This window comes from Williamsia sp. z71, from assembly GCF_059553375.1.
In genome coordinates, this window is sequence record NZ_JCANWX010000001.1 from 902322 (window position 1) to 923277 (window position 20956).

A 20956-nucleotide genomic window follows, 5' to 3' on the forward strand; every position below is an offset into this window, starting at 1 on the left:
GCGGTCTGGGACCCGAAGACGTGGTGGCACTGGGCATCACCCGCAGCATCGAATCGGTGCTGGCGGTGTGGGCGGTTGCTCGAAGCGGCGCGGCGTTCGTGCCCGTCGACCCGAACTATCCGGCCGACCGGGTGGCGCACATGCTCGCCGATTCAGGGGCGCGGATCGGTATGACGCGTCGCGTCGACGCCATGCGGCTGCCGCAGACCATCGACTGGCTCGACATCGACGATCCGGCGTTGCACCGTCACGCAGGCGACCCGATCGGCGCCGCCGAACGACGCGGCGACGTGCGGGTGTCGAACTGTGCGTACATCATCTACACCTCGGGCACCACCGGGAAGCCGAAGGGCGTGGAGGTCACGCACCGCGGTCTGGCCGCCTTCAGTGACGAGCAGCGACGCCGTTACCGGACCACGAAGTCCTCGCGCACACTGCATTTCGCGTCCCCGAGCTTCGATGCCTCGATCCTCGAACTGCTCCTGGCCGTGGGTGCGGGCGCCACGATGGTCATCGTGCCGCCCGGCGTGTACGGCGGTGCCGAGCTCCACGCACTGCTGGCCGACAATCAGGTCACGCATGCGTTCATCACGCCGGCCGCCCTGGCGTCGATCGACCCGCAGGGGCTGCCACACTTCTCCGACGTGGTCGCCGGTGGCGAGGCGGTGCCGTCGGATCTGGTGCAGCGCTGGGCTCCCGGTCGCCGTCTGTACAACGGGTACGGCCCCACCGAGACCACGATCATGACCAACATCAGTGATCCGATGACGGTCGGTGCACCGATCACCATCGGTGCCCCGATCGCGGGCGTGAGTGCACTGGTGCTCGACAGCCGGTTGCATCCGGTACCCGTCGGCGTCCCCGGTGAGCTGTACATCAGCGGACCCGGCGTCTCCCGCGCCTACCGCGCCCGGCCGGATCTGACCTCCACCCGATTCGTCGCCAATCCGTATGGACCCCAGGGTGACCGGATGTATCGCACCGGTGACGTGGTCCGGTGGGTCGCGGTCACCGGTCCCGACGGACACCTCGGCCACGAGGTCGCCTACATGGGCCGTTCTGATCAGCAGGTCAAGGTCCGCGGCTTCCGCATCGAACTCGGTGAGATCGACGCGGTGCTCGCCGGTCATCCCGCGGTGGACTTCGCGGTGACGATCGGTGTCGACGGCCCCTCCGGTGACACCGCGCTGGCGGCCTATCTGAAGCTCAAGCCCGGTGCCACGATCGATGCGCGCGATCTCGCCGACCATGCCGGCGGGTTCCTGCCCAAGTTCATGGTCCCCAGCTCGATGGTGTTCCTCGACGAGGTGCCGCTGACCCCGATCGGGAAGCTCGACAAGAGGGCGCTGCCGGCGCCGGAGTTCGCCTCCGCGGCAACCGAACACCGGGAACCGTCCACACCGATGGAACACGCGATCGCCGCGGCCTACGCCGACGTGCTGGGTGTCGAGACCGTCGGCGCCGACGACTCGTTCTTCGATCTCGGTGGCAATTCGCTGGCCGCCACCCGCGCCATCGCGAGGATCAACGAGGTCCTCGGTGTGCGTCTGGGTGTCCGGATCCTGTTCGAGGCACCGGTGGTGGCAGATCTCGCCGAGGCGATCAGTGCCTCACCGGATCTCGATGGCATGCCCATCCGGCCGTTGACGCCGCAACCGCGGCCCGACCGGATCCCGCTCTCACTCGCGCAGCAGCGGATGTGGTTCGTGAACCGGCTCAACCCCGATGCCGCGGACTACAACATCCCTCTCGGCCTGCGGCTGCGGGGACGGCTCGACGAGGCCGCCCTGACCGCGGCCCTGACCGATGTCGTGCAGCGGCAGGAGATCCTGCGCACGGTGTACCCCGATTCGGTTCAGGGTCCGTACCAGAAGATCCTGACCGTCGACGAGGCCGCACCGGCGCTGATCTCGAGAACCGTCGGCTCCGAGGACGAGCTGCTGGCGCTGTGCCTCGAGATGGCCACCGGCGGATTCGACGTCACCGCGGCGCCTCCGTTGCGTGCGCTGCTGATCGAGGTCGGACCCGATGATCACGTGGTCCTCCTGGTGATCCACCACATCGCGGCGGACGGTTCGTCGCTGGTACCGCTGGCCACCGACCTGATGTCGGCCTACACGGCGCGCGCCGCGGGCAGCTCGCCGGTGTTCCGGCCGCTGGCGGTGCAGTACGCCGACTACGCGATCTGGCAGCGCTCGGTGATGGGATCCGAAGAGGATCCGGAGTCTATTGTCTCGCAGCAGGTCTCCTTCTGGCGTCAGCACCTCGCCGGGCTCCCCGAGCTGCTGGACATCCCCACCGATCGACCGCGTACCGATCAGCGGTCGGTGGCCGGCGGTGAGGTCCGGTTCACGATCGGCGCCGACCTACAGCAGCGGTTGAACGCGATCGCCAAGGACAACGAGACCACGCTGTTCATGGTGGTCCACGCCGCCTACGCGATCCTGTTGTCGCGGTTGAGCGGTTCGGTCGATGTCGCGGTCGGCACCCCGACCGCCGGACGTAATGCCTCGGCGGTCGAAGGACTGGTCGGCATGTTCGTCAACACCCTGGTGATGCGTAGCCGGGTGGATTCGTCGGCGTCCTTCAGCTCGATGCTCGCCGAGACGAAGGCGTCGGACCTGGCCGCGTTCAACAACGCCGACCTGCCGTTCGAGCAGGTTGTCGAAGCACTCGCGCCGGTCCGTTCGCGCAAGTACGCGCCGCTGGTGCAGGCCATGCTCACGATGCAGAACATCGACATCCCGACCGTCACGCTGCCCGGTCTGCAGGTCAGCGGACTCGAGTCGCCGCTGCGCTATGTGAAATCCGATCTGGGGCTCAGTGTTTCGGAATCGTTCGGAACCGACGGCCGGGGACGCGGTATCGACGCGGTACTCGACTACGCGGTGGACATCTTCGACGAGTCGACCGTCGAGGCGATGTCACAGCGGTTCCTCTCGGTGTTGACCGCGATCGCCACCGATCCGGACGTTGTCGTCGGGGACATCGACATCCTGACCGCGGCCGAACGCCGATCGCTCGACCGGTCGGTCGGTGGTGCAGAGGCGGAGGGGTTCGGTTCGGCCCTTGCCGAGCTCAAGGGCAAGTCGCTCTCGGAGCTGCTGGAAACCGCGGCGCGGATCAACCCCGACGGAATCGCGCTCTCGCACAACGGTACCGATGTGACCTACGGCGCCCTGCATGCCAAGTCGACCGAGCTCGTGGTGACACTGGCGGCGGTCGGCGTCGGTGCCGAGGCCGCCATCACGGTCGCGTTGTCGACGTTGCTTCCCGGACTACTCGAGGGCGACTCCGCGGTCGGTTTTGCCGAGCAGTTCACCGGCATGCTCGCCTCGGTCATCATCGAGTCGGGGGAGGGGTCGGCACGCGACGCGACCCTGGTGCAGTTGTTCGACGAACAGGTCGTGCGCACTCCCGGCAACCGGGCTCTCATCGACGGCGACACCGTCATCACCTACGCCCAGCTCGACGAACGCGCGAACAGGCTTGCCCGGCTGCTGATCTCCCTCGGTGCCGGTCCCGAGAAGCTGGTTGCGATCGCGCTCGACCGAACCGCTGATCTCGTGGTGGCCCTGCTGGCGGTGCTGAAATCCGGTGCCGGCTACCTGCCCATCGACGTCAGCCACCCGGCTGCGCGCCTGCAGTACATCTTTGACGATGCCGCGCCGGTCTTGGTGCTGATGACCGAGAAACACCGGGCTGCGTTGTCCGCGGAGTTGCCGGCCACTGTCGTGCTCGACGCACCGTCGGTTGCCGACGACCTCGCGTCCCTCGACGGGTCGCCGGTCACGCAGAGCGAACTCGCCGGGCCGCTGGCCGCGGCGAACACCGCATACGTGATCTACACATCGGGATCGACCGGTCGCCCCAAGGGTGTGGTGATCGCCCATGAGACGGTTGTCGCACTGATGCGGAACACGCAGCGCGACTTTGGTTTCGACGAAAACGATGTGTGGACGATGTTCCACTCCTACGCGTTCGACTTCTCGGTCTGGGAGCTGTGGGGCCCGCTGCTGCACGGCGGTGCGCTGGTCATGGTCGATTTCGCGACGTCGCGATCGCCGCACGAGTTCCGCGAACTCCTGGTGCGGGAACAGGTGACGGTACTCAACCAGACGCCGTCGGCGTTCTATCAGTTCGCCGAGGCGGATCGGGTGGCCGTATCCGGCGATCTGAACCTGCGGTACGTGATCTTCGGTGGCGAGGCGCTCGATCTCGGGCAGCTCGACCGATGGTTCTCCCGGCATGCCGATACCGCCCCGGTGTTGGTCAACATGTACGGCATCACCGAGACGACCGTGCATGTCACGCGGATGCGTCTGGACCGGGAGTTCGCCGCGCAGGCGACGTCGTCGGTGGTCGGCGACGCCATCGCAGGTCTGCGGGTACACGTGCTCGACAGCCGTCTGCATCCGGTCACGACCGGTGTGTCAGGTGATCTGTACGTCTCGGGCGTCCAGCTCGGCCGTGGCTATCTGGATCGACCGGATCTGACCGCTTCGCGTTTTGTCGCCAACCCGTTCGGTGCCCCCGGCGAGCGGCTCTACCGGACCGGCGACATTGCCCGTCGCAACGCCCACGGCGAACTGGAGTACCTGGGGCGCAGCGACTCTCAGGTGCAGCTGCGCGGATTCCGGGTGGAACTCGGTGAGGTGGAGGCAGCGCTGCTGCGGATCGACGGTGTGGCCTCGGCGGTCACGCTCGTCGAAGGCGCAGATATGCCGGGCCTGTCCACCGGCGAACGTCTGATCGCCTATGTGGTCCCCGAGTCGGGAACGGACCTGGTGTCCGGCGAGGTCCGGGCAGCGGTGTCGGAGTTCTTGACCAGCTACATGGTTCCGGACGTCGTGATGATCCTCGAGGAGCTCCCGCTCACGGTCAACGGCAAACTCGACCGTGCCGCCCTGCCGCGGCCGGAGTCGGGCAGCTCGGACGGGCACCACGTGGAGCCGCGGACCGCGGGCGAGCGGGCCGTGGCGGCGGTGTTCGCCGATGTCGCGAAGGCCACGCAGGTCGGCGCCACGGACTCGTTCTTCGACATCGGTGGCACCTCACTCGGCGCCACACGGGTGGCGGCTCGCGTGGCCGCGGCCCTGGGCATCGAGATCACCGTCCGCGACATCTTCGACCATCCGACCGTTGCGGAGCTGGCGGAACTGGCTGCCTCGCGCTCCGGCGCGGTCTCCACCCGTCCGGTACTCGCCGCCCGCGAACGGCCCGAGCGGATACCGCTCTCGCTGGCCCAGTCGCGGATGTGGTTCATCAACCAGTTCGACACCAGCTCACCGGCATACAACCTGCCGCTGCCGCTGCGGTTGTCCGGCGAACTCGACGTCCGGGCCCTCCGCGCGGCCATCGGTGATGTGGCACAGCGTCACGAGTCGTTGCGCACCACGTTCCCGGATTCACCGGACGGACCGCATCAGGTGATCCACGCCGCGGACGCCGCGGTGACCGACATCTACCGCGAGATCGAGGTGCGCGCCGACCAGGCAGCGATCGAGGCGGAACTGCGCAGGCACGCGGTGGCCGGGTTCGACGTGACCGCCGAACTGCCGATCCGCATCGTGCTGATGCGCGTGTCGGAGACCGAACACCTGCTGATGATGGTGGTCCACCACATCGCCGCCGACGGTGCCTCCATGGCACCCCTGTTCGCGGACCTGTTGCGCGCGTACGAAGCCCGTCGATCCGGCGCGGCCCCCGACTTCGAACCGCTGACCGTGCAGTACGCCGACTTCACGCTGTGGCAGCGGGAGGTCCTCGGCGACGAGAAGGACGCCGATTCGCTCGCGTCCCAGCAGATCGCGTTCTGGCGCAAGACGTTGGCCGGACTGCCGGAGTCGGTGAATCTGCCGACGGACCATCAGCGGCCGGCGACACAGTCGCTGCGTGGTGGCAGCCACCAGTTCGAGGTACCGGCCCAGGTCCGGGAAGCGCTGCAACACATCGCCCGGACGCACGACGTCAGCATGTTCATGGTGATCCATGCGGCACTGGCCGTGTTCATGGAGCGGATGAGCGGGGTCACCGACATCGCTGTCGGCACCCCGATCGCCGGACGTGGTGAGCAGGCGCTCGATCCGCTCGTGGGTATGTTCGTCAACACCGTCGTACTGCGCACCGAGGTCGACCCCAAAGAGACGTTCGCCGACCTTCTCGCTGCGGTGCGCAGGGCCGACGTCGATGCGATGGCGCACGGCGACATACCGTTCGAGCGCCTCGTCGAAGTGCTCGACGTGCCCCGTTCGACCGCGCACCATCCGCTGTTCCAGGTGGCGTTGTCCTTCGACAACAACGAGGTCCCCGAACTGACGCTGCCCGGATTGCGGGTGTCGCCCCTACGTGCCGACTTCGATGTCGCCAAGTTCGATCTGCAGTTGTCGATCGGCGACAACGACGAACCGGGCGCGGCGATGGCCGGGTTGTTCACGTACGCGAGCGATCTGTTCGACCCGTCGTCGATCCACAATTTCGCCGAACGGTTCAACCGCATCCTGGCCGCGGTGGCCGTGGACCCCGACGTGGTCGTCAGCGACATCTACGTGCTCGGCGACGAGGAGTTCGCCGATCTGGTGTCGGTGTCCGGACCGGCGGGCACGACGCCACAGACGCTGCCCGAGCTACTCGGTCGCGGGGTCGGGATCAATCCGTCGGGTGTTGCCGTGTCCTGCCAGGGCCGCGAGCCGACCTACACCCAGCTCGATCGCCTGACCAACACCATCGCGCGTCGACTCATCTCGGCGGGCGCCGGACCGGAAACCGTTGTGGCACTGGGAACCCGCCGCTCGCTGGCCTCTGTTGTCGGCACCTGGGCGATCGCGAAGACCGGTGCCGCCTACCTGCCGATCAACCTCGATTACCCACGCGAACGCATTGTGGAGATGCTCGACGACTCGGGGGCGCTGTTCGGGATCACCGTCGCCCCCGACTCCGGTGATCTGCCCGCTGTGGTCGATTGGCACGACATCGACGAGCTGGGCGCCGGTGACGACGCCGGTGCCGCCATCACCGATGCCGACCGGATCAGCCCGATGCGACTCGACCAGGTCGCCTACCTGATCTACACCTCCGGTTCGACCGGCAGGCCGAAAGCAGTGGTGGTCACACACCGCGGCCTGGCAAACCTCGCGCAAGACGTGCGCGAGCACTACGACGTGGGCCCCGATTCCAGGTTCCTGCATGTCGCCTCACCGAGTTTCGACACGTCGGTCGGCGAACTGCTGGCCGCGTTCACCGCCGGTGCAACCGTTGTCGTCTCACCCCAGGACGTCTTCGGTGGCTCCGAACTGGCCGACCTGATCGCCGCCGAACAGGTCACCAACGTGGTCATGACGCCGACCGCGTTGATGACGGTCGACCCCGCCGGGCTCGACTCGGTGCGCTCGGTTGTCGTCGGTGGCGACGTCTGTCCTCCGGAACTGACCGACCGCTGGCCGGGCGCATTGCGAAATGCGTACGGTCCCACCGAGTCCACGGTCATCGTGACCATCACGCCTGCCCTCGACGCCGGCGACCGGGTGACCATCGGGTCTCCGTTGCGCGGGGTCACCACCCGGGTCCTGGACTCGAGGATGCGCGTGGTCCCGCGTGGTGTTGTCGGTGAGCTGTACCTCGCCGGACCCGGCGTGGCGCGGGGATACCTCAACCGTCCGCAGATCACCGCCGAACGGTTTGTGCCCGATCCCTATGGCGAACCCGGGTCGCGCCTGTATCGCACCGGTGACCTCGTGCGGTACAGCACCGACGCGGATGTGCACCCCGACTCGTTGGAATATGTGGGCCGCAGTGACTTCCAGGTCAAGATCCGTGGTTTCCGCGTGGAACTCGGCGAGATCGACCGAGTGCTCGACGCGCAGCCGGACGTCGACTTCGCGGTCACCCTGGGCACTCCGGGTCCGCAGGGTGATCACGTCCTGGTCTCCTACGTCCTGGCCAAGCGCGATCGTGAGATCGACGTGGAGTCGCTCAAAGCAGCAGTCGGACGACATCTGCCGCAGCACATGGTGCCGACGGTTGTCATGTTGCTGGACTCGATCCCGCTCACCCCGATCGGCAAGCTCGATCGCCGGGCGCTGCCGGAGCCGGTGTTCACCGTGGGCGAGCGGGCATACATCGCGCCGCGCAATCAGATCGAGGCGACCCTGGCCGAGGTCTACGCCGAGGTTCTCGGCGTCTCCCAGGTCAGCATCGACGAGAGCTTCTTCGACCTCGGTGGCAACTCGCTCAGTGCCACCAAGGTGGTCGGGCGGGCCAGTGCCGCCCTGGGCGGAAAGATCGGTGTGCGGGAGCTGTTCGCGGCTCCCACCGTTGCCGAACTCGCGCAGCGGATCTCCTCGGACCCCGGTGCGCGGACGCAGCGGCAGCCACTGGTGGCGCGCCCTCGTCCGGTCCGGATCCCGCTGTCACTGGCCCAGACCCGGATGTGGTTCCTCAACCGATTCGATCCGGACTCGGTCGCCTACAACATCCCGGCGGCGGTCGCCCTGGTCGGCGATCTCGACCTGCCGGCCCTGCGACGGGCGATCGCCGACGTGGCGGCCCGGCACGAGTCGTTGCGGACGATCTACCCGGACTCGCCGTCCGGACCGCATCAGGTGATCCTGACGCCGGCCCAGGCGACACCCGAGATCGAGCTCCTCGAGACAACCGAAGAGACGGTCGCCGACGCGATGCGCGAATTCGTCTCGCGGGGATTCGACGTGACCACCGCGGTACCGGTGCGCATCGGCCTGTTGCGGGTCAACCCGAGCCGGCACGTGCTGGCGATGGTCATCCATCACGTGGCGGCCGATGGCCAATCGGTGGCACCGTTTGTCGGTGACCTCGCAATGGCCTACGCCGCGCGGTCACAGGGCCAGAGCCCCCGCTGGACACCGTTGGCAGTGCAGTACGCCGACTACTCGATCTGGCAGCGCGAACTCCTCGGTGACGAGAAAGACCCGAACAGCCTGCTGTCGAAGCAGATCGACTTCTGGAAGCGCAATCTCGACGGTGCGCCCGATCAGCTGGAACTGCCCGCCGACCGCCCGCGGCCACCCGTGCAGTCTCTGCGCGGTCGGCAGCATGCGTTCAGCATCTCGGCGGACCTGCACCGCGGCATGGCGGATCTGGCGCGCACCAGGGGCGCGAGCACCTTCATGGCCTTCCACAGTGCCTACGCCCTGCTTCTGGCCCGCCTGAGCGGCAACACCGACATCACTGTCGGCACACCGATCGGCGGTCGTGGCGAGAGTGAGGTCGAGGGTGTCATCGGCATGTTCGTCAACACGCTGGCGTTGCGGACCGACATCGATCTCGGCCGCAGCTTCACCACACTTCTCGATGCCGTTCGCGATCGGGACGCAGAGGCGTTCTCCCACGCCGATGTGCCTTTCGAGCGTCTGGTGGAGGTCCTCAACCCGGTCCGCTCCACCGCGCATCATCCGATCTTCCAGGTCGGTCTGTCGTTCCAGAACATGGAGCGGTCCAGTCTGGAGCTGCCCGGGCTGAGTATCGAGCCCGTCGAATTGCCCGATGGCGTTGCCCAATTCGACCTGCAACTGATCCTGTCCGACAACTATGACGACGAGGGCCGGCCGGCCGGCCTCGACGCGGTGTTCACCTACGCCGACGATCTCTTCGATGCGCAGACGGTCGACACCTTCGCCGGACATTTTGTGACGCTTGTCGGTGAGATCATCGCGGAGCCGTTCACCGCCGTCGGTGATCTGCCGATGCTGACCGAACGCCGCCGTCGGGAGGTGCTGCGGGGACGCAACAACACCTCGGTGGTGCTGTCTGCCGGCACACTGGCCGGCGCACTGGCGCAGTCGTGCAGCGACAACTCCGAACTCGTCGCCATCGAGTGCGACAGCGGCCCGGCAGTGACCTACGCCGAACTCCGGTCGCGGGTCAACGCCACAGCCCGGCTCCTGATCGATCGCGGTGTCGGCCCGGAAACCATTGTCGGACTGGCCATGCCACGTTCACTCGATCTCTTGGTGGCGATGTACGCGGTCTCGGTGGCCGGTGGCGCATATCTGCCCATCGATCCCGATCATCCCGTCGACCGCATCGGTTTCATCGTCGAGAGCGCGCAACCGGTGATGGTGCTGGTGGCGGGGGAGCGGCCGTCCGGTCTGCCCGAGACCGTCGAGGTCCTGGATCTGACCGAACTCGACACCTCGTCGGTGTCGGGGGACGAGATCGATGACAGCGACCGGTTGGCACCGTTGCGCCCGGAGAACACCGCCTACGTCATCTACACCTCCGGTTCCACCGGCAGGCCCAAGGGCGTGGCGGTGTCGCATGCGGCAATCGTCAACCAGCTCAGCTGGATCACCGCCGAGTTCCGGCTCGGCAACGACGATGCGTTGCTGCTGCGCACCCAGGCCACCTTCGACCTGTCGGTCTGGGAGTTCTGGTGGGCCGTGACCGCAGGTGCCCGTCTGGTCGTCGCCGACGCGCAGGGTCATCGGGATCCGGTCTATCTCGCCGGACTCATCGAGCGCACCGGCGTGAGCACCGTGACCTTTGTGCCTTCCCTGCTCGGGGCGTTCCTGACCGATGCCCGGCCCGAACAGCTGACGTCGCTGGTCCATGTGCTCTGCATCGGTGAGGCACTGACTCCCGATGTGGTGCACCGGTTCCGGCAGTTGACCGCCGGTTCCGCCGCGGCGCCGCAGCTGCACAACCTGTACGGCCCGACGGAGGCTGCGGTCAGCGTCACGCACCAACCGGTGCCCGCGACGATCGGTGCGGTCGTTCCGATCGGTCGCCCCGAATGGAACACGCAGGTCTACGTCCTCGACACCCGGTTGCAGCCGGTGCCGGACGGGGTGACCGGTGAGTTGTACCTCGCCGGTGCCCAGCTGGCCCGCGGCTATCAGGGTCGCAGCGACCTGTCCTCCGAACGGTTCGTCGCCAACCCGTTCGGCGCCAACGGAACCCGGATGTATCGCACCGGTGACCTGGCCCGCTGGGTCCCGGTCGCCGGTGAATCGCCCACGCTCGAATACGCCGGGCGCAGCGACTTCCAGGTGAAGGTGCGCGGATTCCGCATCGAGCTCGGTGAGATCGAGCGTGTCCTGCTGCAGTCGCCGCAGGTACAGGCCGCGGTCGTGACCGTCCACAGTGACCCGCACGTGGGTGAGCAGCTGGTGGCCTATGTGGTCACCGAGGGCGCCGGGCAGCCGGACACCCGTGCCGTCCTGGCCGCTGCCGCCGAGGAACTGCCCGCGTACATGGTGCCCGCGCTGGTCGTACCGCTCGATGAGATGCCGCTGAACATCAACGGCAAACTCGATCGAAAGGCGCTGCCGGAGCCGGTCTTCGCCGGTACCGAGGGCTACGCGCCGCCGCGGACGCCGGTCGAGGAGATCGTGGCAGGCATCTTCGCCGATCTCGCCGGAGTCGATGTCGTGGGTATCCACGACAGCTTCTTCGCGCTCGGCGGGAACTCGCTGACCGCAACGCGCGTGGTGGCCCAGATCAACGCGGCGGTGGGATCGGATCTCGCCGTCCGTGATCTGTTCGTCGAACCGACGGTCGCCGGACTCGCGCAGTTGGCTGAGCGGGCCGACGGTGGCCGCGATCGTCCACCGCTGATCGCCGGGCCACGTCCCGATCGGGTGCCGCTGTCCCCGGCCCAGAGTCGGATGTGGTTCATCAACCAGTTCGACACGGCATCACCGGCCTACAACATCCCGGCCGCCATCGCGATGTCGGGCGAGCTCGACACCGACGCGTTGGCTGCCGCGGTCGCCGACGTGGTGCACCGTCACGAGATCCTGCGGACCCGGTACCCGGACGACGGCCACGGACCACACCAGCTGATCGTCGACGCCGACGACCTGCCCGCGTCGGCCGTGACCCTCGACATCCACGAGGTCGCCGACGACAACGACCTGCATGCCCGACTGCGTTCGCTGATCGGCGTCGGATTCGATGTGACCGAGTCGATTCCGGTGCGGATCGCGCTACTGCGGCGTGCGGCGGACGAACACGTGCTGGTGATGGTGATCCATCACATCAGCGGCGACGGCTCGTCGGTTGCCCCGTTGGCCCGCGACATCATGGTCGCCTACACCGCCAGGACCGCAGGCAGCGAGCCGAACTGGTCCCCGTTGCCGGTGCAGTACGCCGACTACGCCCTGTGGCAGCGCGCTGTCCTGGGAGACGAGGCCGATCCCGAATCCCTGGCCGCACGTCAGCTCGACTACTGGACACAGCAGCTCGACGGCATCCCCGATGTCATCGACCTGCCGCTTGATCGACCGCGTCCGCCGGTGCAGTCCACTGCCGGTGCGTCCTTCGAGTTCGGACTCGATGCGTCGGTACGTCAGGGACTGCAGCGGGTGGCAGTGGATCACCGGGCGACGATGTTCATGGTCTGCCACGCCGCTCTGGCCGTGCTGTTGGCGCGTTCCGGTACCACTGACGACGTCGTTGTCGGGACGGCGATCGCCGGGCGCGGTGAACCCGAACTCGATGACCTGGTGGGCATGTTCGTCAACACCCTGGTGTTGCGGACGCCCGTCGACCCCGGTGAGCGCTTCAGCGATCTGCTGGCCCGCACGCGCAGCACCGACATCGCGGCGTTCACCCATACGGAGATCCCGTTCGAGCGACTGGTCGAACACCTGGCGCCGGAGCGGGAAACGTCGTACGCACCGCTCTTCCAGGTCGCGCTGGCATTCCAGAACAATGAGCGGGCCGAGCTCGAACTGCCGGGCATGCGCGTCTCGGCGCTGGAATCGGCCACTCCCACAACCAAGTTCGACCTGCAGCTGACACTGGCCGACACGGTCGACGAGGCCGGGACAACCGGTCTGTCCGCGCACTTCACCTACGCCACGGCACTGTTCGATCCCGAGACGATCGCCGCCCTGGCGCAGCGGTTCGCTGCGATCGCGGCGGCCGTGGCCGCCAACCCCGACGTCCGGGTGGGGGACATCGACCTCCTGGCGATCCAGGAGCGCGCCGCGCTCTCGCCCGTCTCCGGGGCTCCGGATGTACCGCCGCGCACCATGATCGAGATCTTCGACGAGGCGGTGGCCGCCAATCCCGACGGTGCGGCACTGGTCTGTGGTCAGACGTCATTGACCTACCGTGAGCTCGATCGGGCTGCGAGCCGGCAGGCCCGGCGCCTGCTCGAACACGGTGTCGCCCCCGGCACGCCGGTGGCGCTGGCGATCGGCCGTTCCGTCGAGTCCATGACCGCCTTCTGGGCGATCGTGAAATCGGGTGGTGCAGTGCTGCCGATCGACCCCAACTATCCGGCGGCGCGCATCGAGAACATGATCGTCGACGCGGACGTGAGGATCGGTCTGACCACCGGCGACGTACTCGACCGGCTCCCGCAGTCCACCCAATGGCTACCGCTGTCGGCCGAACCGGAACTCGGACCCGTCGACACCGACGGGGCGGATGCTCCGGGCGAATCGGTCGCGGCGCAGGTGTCGCTCGACGACCTGGCCTATGTGATCTTCACGTCGGGTTCGACCGGCAGGCCCAAGGGCGTCGGTACGACGCACCGTGGCCTGGCGAACCTGATCGCCGAGATGGCTCCGCGATTCGAGCTCACGCGGTCGTCGCGGGTGCTGCACTTCGCGTCCCCGAGCTTTGATGCCTCGATCTTCGAGATCATGATGGCGGTCGCGTCGGGCTCGACCCAGGTGATCGCGCCGTCGACGATCTTCGGTGGACCCGATCTGGCGAGGTTGCTCGCCGAACACCGGGTGACCCATGCGTTCGTGACACCTGCGGCCCTGGCCACGGTTCCTGTCGACGGACTCGACGGTGTCGAGATGATCGCTGTCGCAGGCGATGTCTGTCCACCGGAGCTGGTCCGGCGCTGGGCACCGGGACGCTCGATGTTCAACCTGTACGGACCGTCGGAGGCGACGATCTGGTCGACCTCGACCGAGAAGATGGATCCGGAGAAGCCGGTCACGATCGGTGGGCCGGTCACGGGTGTCCGGGCTCTGGTGGCCGACTCACGACTGCAGCCGGTGCCGCCGGGTGTGGCCGGTGAACTCTACGTATCGGGTGCTTCCGTGGGGCGCGGCTACCTCGGCAGGCCAGATCTGACGGCCGGGCGTTTCGTCGCCGACCCGTTGGGCGAGCCGGGCTCCCGCATGTATCGCACCGGTGACGTCGTGCGATGGAAGCAGACGTCCTCCGGTCGACTCGAGCTCGAGTTCCTCGGTCGCAGCGACCATCAGGTGAAGGTTCGCGGCTTCCGGATCGAACTCGGTGAGATTGACGCCGCGCTCGGCGATCATCCCGATGTCGGCTTCGCCGTGACCATGGGTCACCGCCATCCGCACACCGGCCAGACGGTGTTGGTGGCATACGTGTATCCGCATCCCGGCCGGAACGTGAGCGCCGCAGAACTCAGTGCCGCTCTGGGAGAACGACTTCCCGGACACATGGTGCCTTCGTCGATCACGGTGCTGGATTCGGTGCCGCTGACGCCTGCGGGCAAACTGGATCGCCGGGCCCTGCCCGAACCGGTCTTCGGTGCCGATTCGGACGCCTACCGGGCGCCGGGTACCGAGATGGAAAAGCGACTGGCAGAGCTGTTCTCAGAGGTCCTCGGTGCCGAGCGGATCGGCGTCGACGACTCCTTCTTCGCGCTTGGCGGCGACAGCATCGTCTCGATCCAGTTGGTGTCGCGGGCCCGGTCCGCCGGCATCGTGTTCACCCCGCGGGACGTCTTCGACCGGCGGACCATTGCCGAACTCGCCCAGGTCGCGCGGATCGCGGCCGACGCGCAGATCCAGATGCTCGACGAACTGCCCGGTGGTGGGGTGGGTTCTGCGCCGCTGACCCCGATCATGCGGTGGCTGGTGGAAAGCCGTCGTGAGTACCGCGAGTTCTCGCAGGCGAGCTTCCTGACACTGCCCGCGGACCCGGGTGCGGACCGGTTGCTCGCCGCGGTCGGCGCGGTGCTCGACCGGCACGACGCCCTGCGGTCCCGGCTGGTGGAGGCCGGTGCGGAATCGGCCCACCTCGAGATCGGCGAGGTCGGTTCGGTCGATCCGCGATCGGTCCTGACCCGGGTCGAATTCACCGCTGCGCCAGGAACTCCCGAGTTCATCGAGATCGCCCAGGCCGCGGCCGCCGAGGCGATCGCCCGTCTGGATCCGGCCACCGGATCGATGATCCAGGTGGTCTGGTTCGATCCCGCCGCCGACAGCCCGGCACATGTGACCGGACGGCTCTACGTGCTGATCCACCACCTGGTGGTGGACGGCGTGTCGTGGCGCATCCTGCTGCCCGACCTCGCCGTGGCCTGGGGCCAGAGCGAGAACGGCGGCACGCCACAACTGGCCGAGACCGGCACGTCGCTGCGCGCCTGGGCCACCGCACTGACCGCTTCTGCGCCGCAGCACAGTGGCGAGATCGACTACTGGACAACGATCGTCGAGTCGGACGATCCGGTGCTCGGTGCCCGGCGCATCGACCCGGAGCGGGATGTGGCCTCGACCATCGAACGCCTGGACCTCGAGTTCGACACCGAGGTGACCGAGTCGATGCTCACCGGCGTGAGCGCCACCTACCGCGGTGGTGTGAACGACGCGCTGCTGACCGCGCTGGCAATGGCGGTGCGGGTGTGGCGGTCTCGTCGCGGATCGGACGCCGGTTCGGTCCTCATCGACCTCGAAGGGCACGGTCGTGAGGAAGATGCGGTCGGCGGCGCCGATCTCTCCCGCACGGTCGGCTGGTTCACCTCGATGTATCCGCTGTTGCTGGACCTGTCCGGGATCGACGTCGATGACGCGTTCACCGGTGGCCCGGCCGCCGGCGCGGCGATCAAGGCCGTCAAGGAACAGTTGCTCGCGGTCCCGCAGGCCGGTATCGGTTTCGGGCTGCTGGCGTACAGCGGGGATGAGCGGACCCGCGCGATGGCCGACTACCGGGGGGCCCAGATCGGGTTCAACTATCTCGGTAGGGTCGCCGCGGGACACGATGAGAACGCCGATGCAGCAACCAATTTCGGGTGGCAACGGGCGAAGGACGGCGGACCGCTGGGCGGTGCCCAGGACGCCGGCATGGTCGCGCCTGCCGTGCTCAGTATCAACGCTGTGACGACTGATCACCCGGACGGCCCGCGGCTGTCGGCCTCACTGGCCTACGCGAGTGGGATCCTGGCGCCCGACGAGGTCCGCGAACTCGGCGACCTGTGGGCCTCGGCCGCGGCTGCCCTGGCGGCACATGACGATTCGCCGGCATCGGGCGGCCTGACCCCGTCCGATGTGCCGTTGGTGCGGATCGCACAGGACGAGATCGAGGCACTCGAGAACGACTTCGCCGCGATCGAGGACATCTGGTCCCTCTCACCGTTGCAGATGGGCATGCTGTTCCATGCCGAGGTCGCCGATCAGCACACCGACATCTACACCGCCCAGATCGTCTTCGAGCTGACCGGCGCGGTGGACACCGAGCGGATGCGCACCGCGGTACGCGCGCTCATCGACCGAAACCCCAACCTGCGGGTCGGTTTCCGGCACATCGGCGACGGTTCGCCGGTGCAGTTCGTGGCCGCCGGCGTCGACGTTCCGTGGCAGCTGATCGATCTGGCCGCGGAGTACGGCGACGATACCGCCGCCGCCGACCGCGAGGCCGACCGCCTGCTGTTCGAACATCGCAGCGCCCGGTTCGACATGGCGGCACCACCGCTGGTTCGGGTGATGATGCTGCGGATGGGGCCGGACGAGAATGGCGCTGAGCGCTACCGGATGTCGCTGACCAACCACCACATCCTGCTCGACGGCTGGTCGGGGCCGCTGCTGATGGAGCAGCTCTTCGTCCTCTACGCCACCGGCGGTGACGACACCCACCTGCCGCGGACCCGGTCCTACCGTGACTTCCTGGTCTGGCTCGCAGCGCGTGATGCCTCGGCGGCGATCTCGTCGTGGCAGCAGGCGCTCGACGGGCTGGACTCGCCGACCCTGCTGGTCGGGGACAGCGTCGTGGCCGACTCCACCGACGCCCTTGACACCGTGCCGACCGAGATGGCGTTGGACATCGGTGGACGCACGTCGAGTGCTCTGGCCGATCTCTCGCGAGAGCGCGGTCTGACGATGAACACGCTCGTGCAGGCGGCCTGGGGCATCGTGCTCGCACGCACGTTGGGTAGCGACGACGTGGTCTTCGGTGCGACGGTCTCCGGCCGCCCGCCAGAGGTGACCGGTGTGGAATCGATTCTCGGTCTGTTCATCAACACCATTCCGGTGCGGATCAGGCTGGGCGAACGCGAGACGATCATCGGACTGCTCGAACGGATCCAGTCCGAGCAGGCCGGTCTGCTCGACGCCCACCATGTCGGTCTGCCAACCATCCAGCGTTCCGCGGGCCTGCCGGTGCTCTTCGACACCCTGACGGTCTTCGAGTCCTATCCGGTGGACCGGACCCGTCAGCAGGGTGAGTCGGGCATCGACGGCATGTTCATCGCCGGAGCACAGATCAATGACGCCTCGCACTATCCGGTGACCCTTCTGGCGCAGGCGGATCCGGATCTGTCGCTCACCCTGAAGTACGTCCCGGCCCTGATCTCCGGCGACCGGGCGCAGACACTCGCCGAGCGGATCGTGCGGGTGCTCGACACCATCGCACAGGCGAGCTGGACGCCGGTGCGGGAGCTCGACCTGCTCGACCGGGACGAAGTGGCTGCGCAATTGCAGACCTGGAACGCCACCGATCGCCAGATTCCCGATCGCACCGCGATGCAGCTGTTCGCCGATCGGGTGGCCGCCACGCCGCAGGCAATCGCGTTCGGGGACAACACCACCGCACTGACCTTTGCCGAGTTCGACGCGCTGACGAACCGGCGGGCCCGGGCCCTGATCGCACAGGGCATCGGCCCCGACTCCATCGTCGGCGTCGCGATGCAGCGCGGACTCGAACAGGTCGCGACGGTCTACGGGATCCTCAAGGCCGGCGGCGCGTACCTGCCGCTGGACATCGAGGGACCGGACGAACGGTTGCGAACCATGGTCAGCGATGCCGGCGTACGCTGCGTCGTCGCAAGTGCCGATCTGCTCGGCCGCCTGCGATCGGCACTGCCCGGCGTTCTCTGCGTGGACCTGACGGCACGCGACCTGCAACCGGCAGATGCCAGTGCGCTCCGGGACACCGAGCGGCGCGGGCGCATCCATCCGGAATCGCTTGCGTACGTCCTGTTCACGTCCGGGTCCACCGGCCGCCCCAAGGGCGTCCAGATCACCCAGCGGGCATTGGTCAACCAATTGCGCTGGATGGCAACCGAACACGGCTTCTCGGCCGACGACGTCGTGCTGTACAAGACGCCGTTCACCTTCGACGCCTCGGTGTGGGAGTTGTTCGCGCCGGCACTGGTGGGTGCCCGCACGATCGTGGCCCCACCGCAGGCGCATCGGGATGTCGACGAACTCGTCGCACTGGTCGCGCGCCATCAGGTGACGATCGTGCAGTTCGTGCCGTCGGTGCTCGCCGTCTTCGCGCAGCTGGCCACGTCCAAGACCGCCTCGACACTGCGACTGGTGTTCAGTGGCGGCGAGGCGTTGCCGCGATCACTCGCCGCACACGTTGCCGCACTGGCCGATACGCAGGTGGTGAACCTGTACGGGCCCACCGAGGTCACCGTCGATGCCACATCGCAGGTTGTGGCGACCGGTGCCACCGGGCCGGACACGTCGATGGCCGGGGCCGACATCACCCCGATCGGGGCGCCGGTGTGGAACACCCAGACCGTGGTGCTCGATCGCTGGTTGCGTCCCTGTGTGGCCGGAGCCGTTGGTGAGCTCTACCTTTCGGGGCAGCAGCTCGCCCGCGGATACCTCGGCCGGCCGGATCTGACCGCGCAGCGGTTTGTGCCGGCGGTCCACGGTCCGGCAGGTTCGGTGATGTACCGGACCGGCGACCGCGTGCGGCGGCTACCCGACGGCACCCTCGAGTACGTCGGCCGTGTCGATTTCCAGGTGAAGGTACGCGGCCTGCGGATCGAACTCGAAGAGATCGAAACCGTGTTGGCCGGCCATGACACGGTCGAGCAGGCCGCCGCGGTCGTGCACACCGACGGAAGCCGCCAGCGGCTGGTCGGATACGTCAGCAGGCGTGCCGGACACGATGTCGACCCGGCCGCCATCCGCGAACACGCTTCGCGAATGTTGGCCTCGTACATGGTGCCCGAGACGATCGTGGTGCTCGACGAGTTCCCGCGTGGACGATCCGGCAAGATCGCCCGCCGCGAATTGCCGTTGCCCGCCACCGACACCTCCACGACGGCCGGACGGGCCCCGGAGACCGAGAACGAACGGCTGCTCTGTCAGATCGTCGCCGAGGTCGTCGGAGCCGACGAGGTCGGAACCGATGACTCGTTCTTCGAGCTCGGTGGCGACAGCATCATGGCGATGCAACTGGTCAGCCGGGCGCGCGGTGCCGGCCTGAGGTTCACGGCCCGGGACGTGCTGGAGTTGCGCACGGTCGCCGCACTGGCCGCGGCCGCATCGACGACGACGGCAACAGAAACCGTCGACGAGATACCGGGAGATGTTGCCGCCCAAGCCCGTGTCGCACCGTTGAGTCCGGTTGCCGTGAAGATGATCGAACGCGGCGGCGACCACCGCCGGTTCGTGATGCCGATGGTGGTCAATCTGCCCGTGGGTGTGACCGAAGACGACATCGTCGCGACGATGGCCGCGGTGACCGATCAGCACGACGTGCTCCGCTCGCGGCTGGACAGCCACGAACGCACTCTGGTGATCGCGCCTGCCGGTGGCCTCGACGTCAGGTCGCTGCTGTCCCGTACGGAACTGGCCGCCGATGCACGTCCGGGAGAACCGGGATACCAATCCGCGCTGCGTGATGCGCTGTTCGACGGTGTCGATCGGGTGGATCCCGAGGGCGGGGTCATGCTGCAGTTCGTGTGGCTGGACGCCGGCCCGGACCGTAGCGGCCGGTTGCTCATCGTGGCCCACCACCTGGTTGTCGACGCGGTGTCGTGGCGGATCCTGGTCGCCGACATCGCAACTGCGGGTTCGCAGATCTCCGCCGGTGGAGCGGTGGACCTACCGGATGCCGGTACCACCTGGACAGAGTGGTCCGTTGCGCAGCACGCCCGGGCCGCGTCTCGCCGCGACGAGATCGACCACTGGTCGGCGGTGCTCGGCGGACAGGACCCGGCTCTGGGTGCGCGCCGCCTTGACGTCACCCGCGACCGGGTGGACCTGCAAAGCCGCATGGAGGTCGAGATCCCGGCCGAGATCGTCGAGCCGCTGTCGGCCGCGGCGGGCGGCGATGTCACGGTGGCCGACCAGTTGGTCGCCGGACTCGCGGCAGCGGTTGTCGGGTGGCGGCGAGATCGTGGTTACGCGATCAACAACGCCCTGCTCACACTCGAGGGTCACGGCCGGCAGGAAGCGGTTGTGCCGGGCGCCGATCTCTCGCGGACCGTCGGCTGGTTCACGTCGATGTTCCCGACCCGGATCGACCTCGACGGCATCGACATCGAGGAGCTGTACGCCCGGACAGAGGTCGCCGACGACGTACTCGCCCGCACCCAGGAGGCCATGGCGGCCAACCCGGAGCGCGGGATCGGCTACGGAATGCTGCGTTATCTCGATGCCGAAGGCGCCCAGGCCCTCTCAGGGTTCGCCGACCCGCAGATCGTCTTCAACTACATCGGGACGATCCCCGGCCGCGATGTGCCTGCCGAGGTCGCTCGTGCGCCGTGGTTCCCCGATGTGAACGGGCCGGATCTGGGCAGCAGCGATGATGCCGAGGTGATCGCGCGCGGCAACCGGATGCCGGCACAGGCCGAAATCGACATCCAGTCGATGGCCACCGCCGGCCCAGACGGGACCGTGGTCCGGGCGTACGTGACGTATCTGCCGGATGTCATGGACCGCGACGATCTCGACGAGTTGATCCAGCACTGGATGTTGGCGCTGCGGGCATTGGCCGAGCGCGCCGCGCGCTGAGCAGA

The 20956-nt window shown here is 67.7% G+C and carries 1 protein-coding gene (running past one end of the window); it reads left to right on the top strand.

Features of this window, described 5'->3' with window-relative positions:
* Nucleotides 1-20951: the 3' portion of a non-ribosomal peptide synthase/polyketide synthase gene (locus tag AC51GR_RS03755; RefSeq protein WP_496323283.1), read on the top strand. 12964 nt of this gene lie to the left of the window's left edge; the window shows 20951 of its 33915 coding nt (coding positions 12965-33915); its start codon lies off the left edge, out of view; its stop codon occupies nucleotides 20949-20951.
* Nucleotides 20952-20956 lie beyond the last annotated feature (5 nt).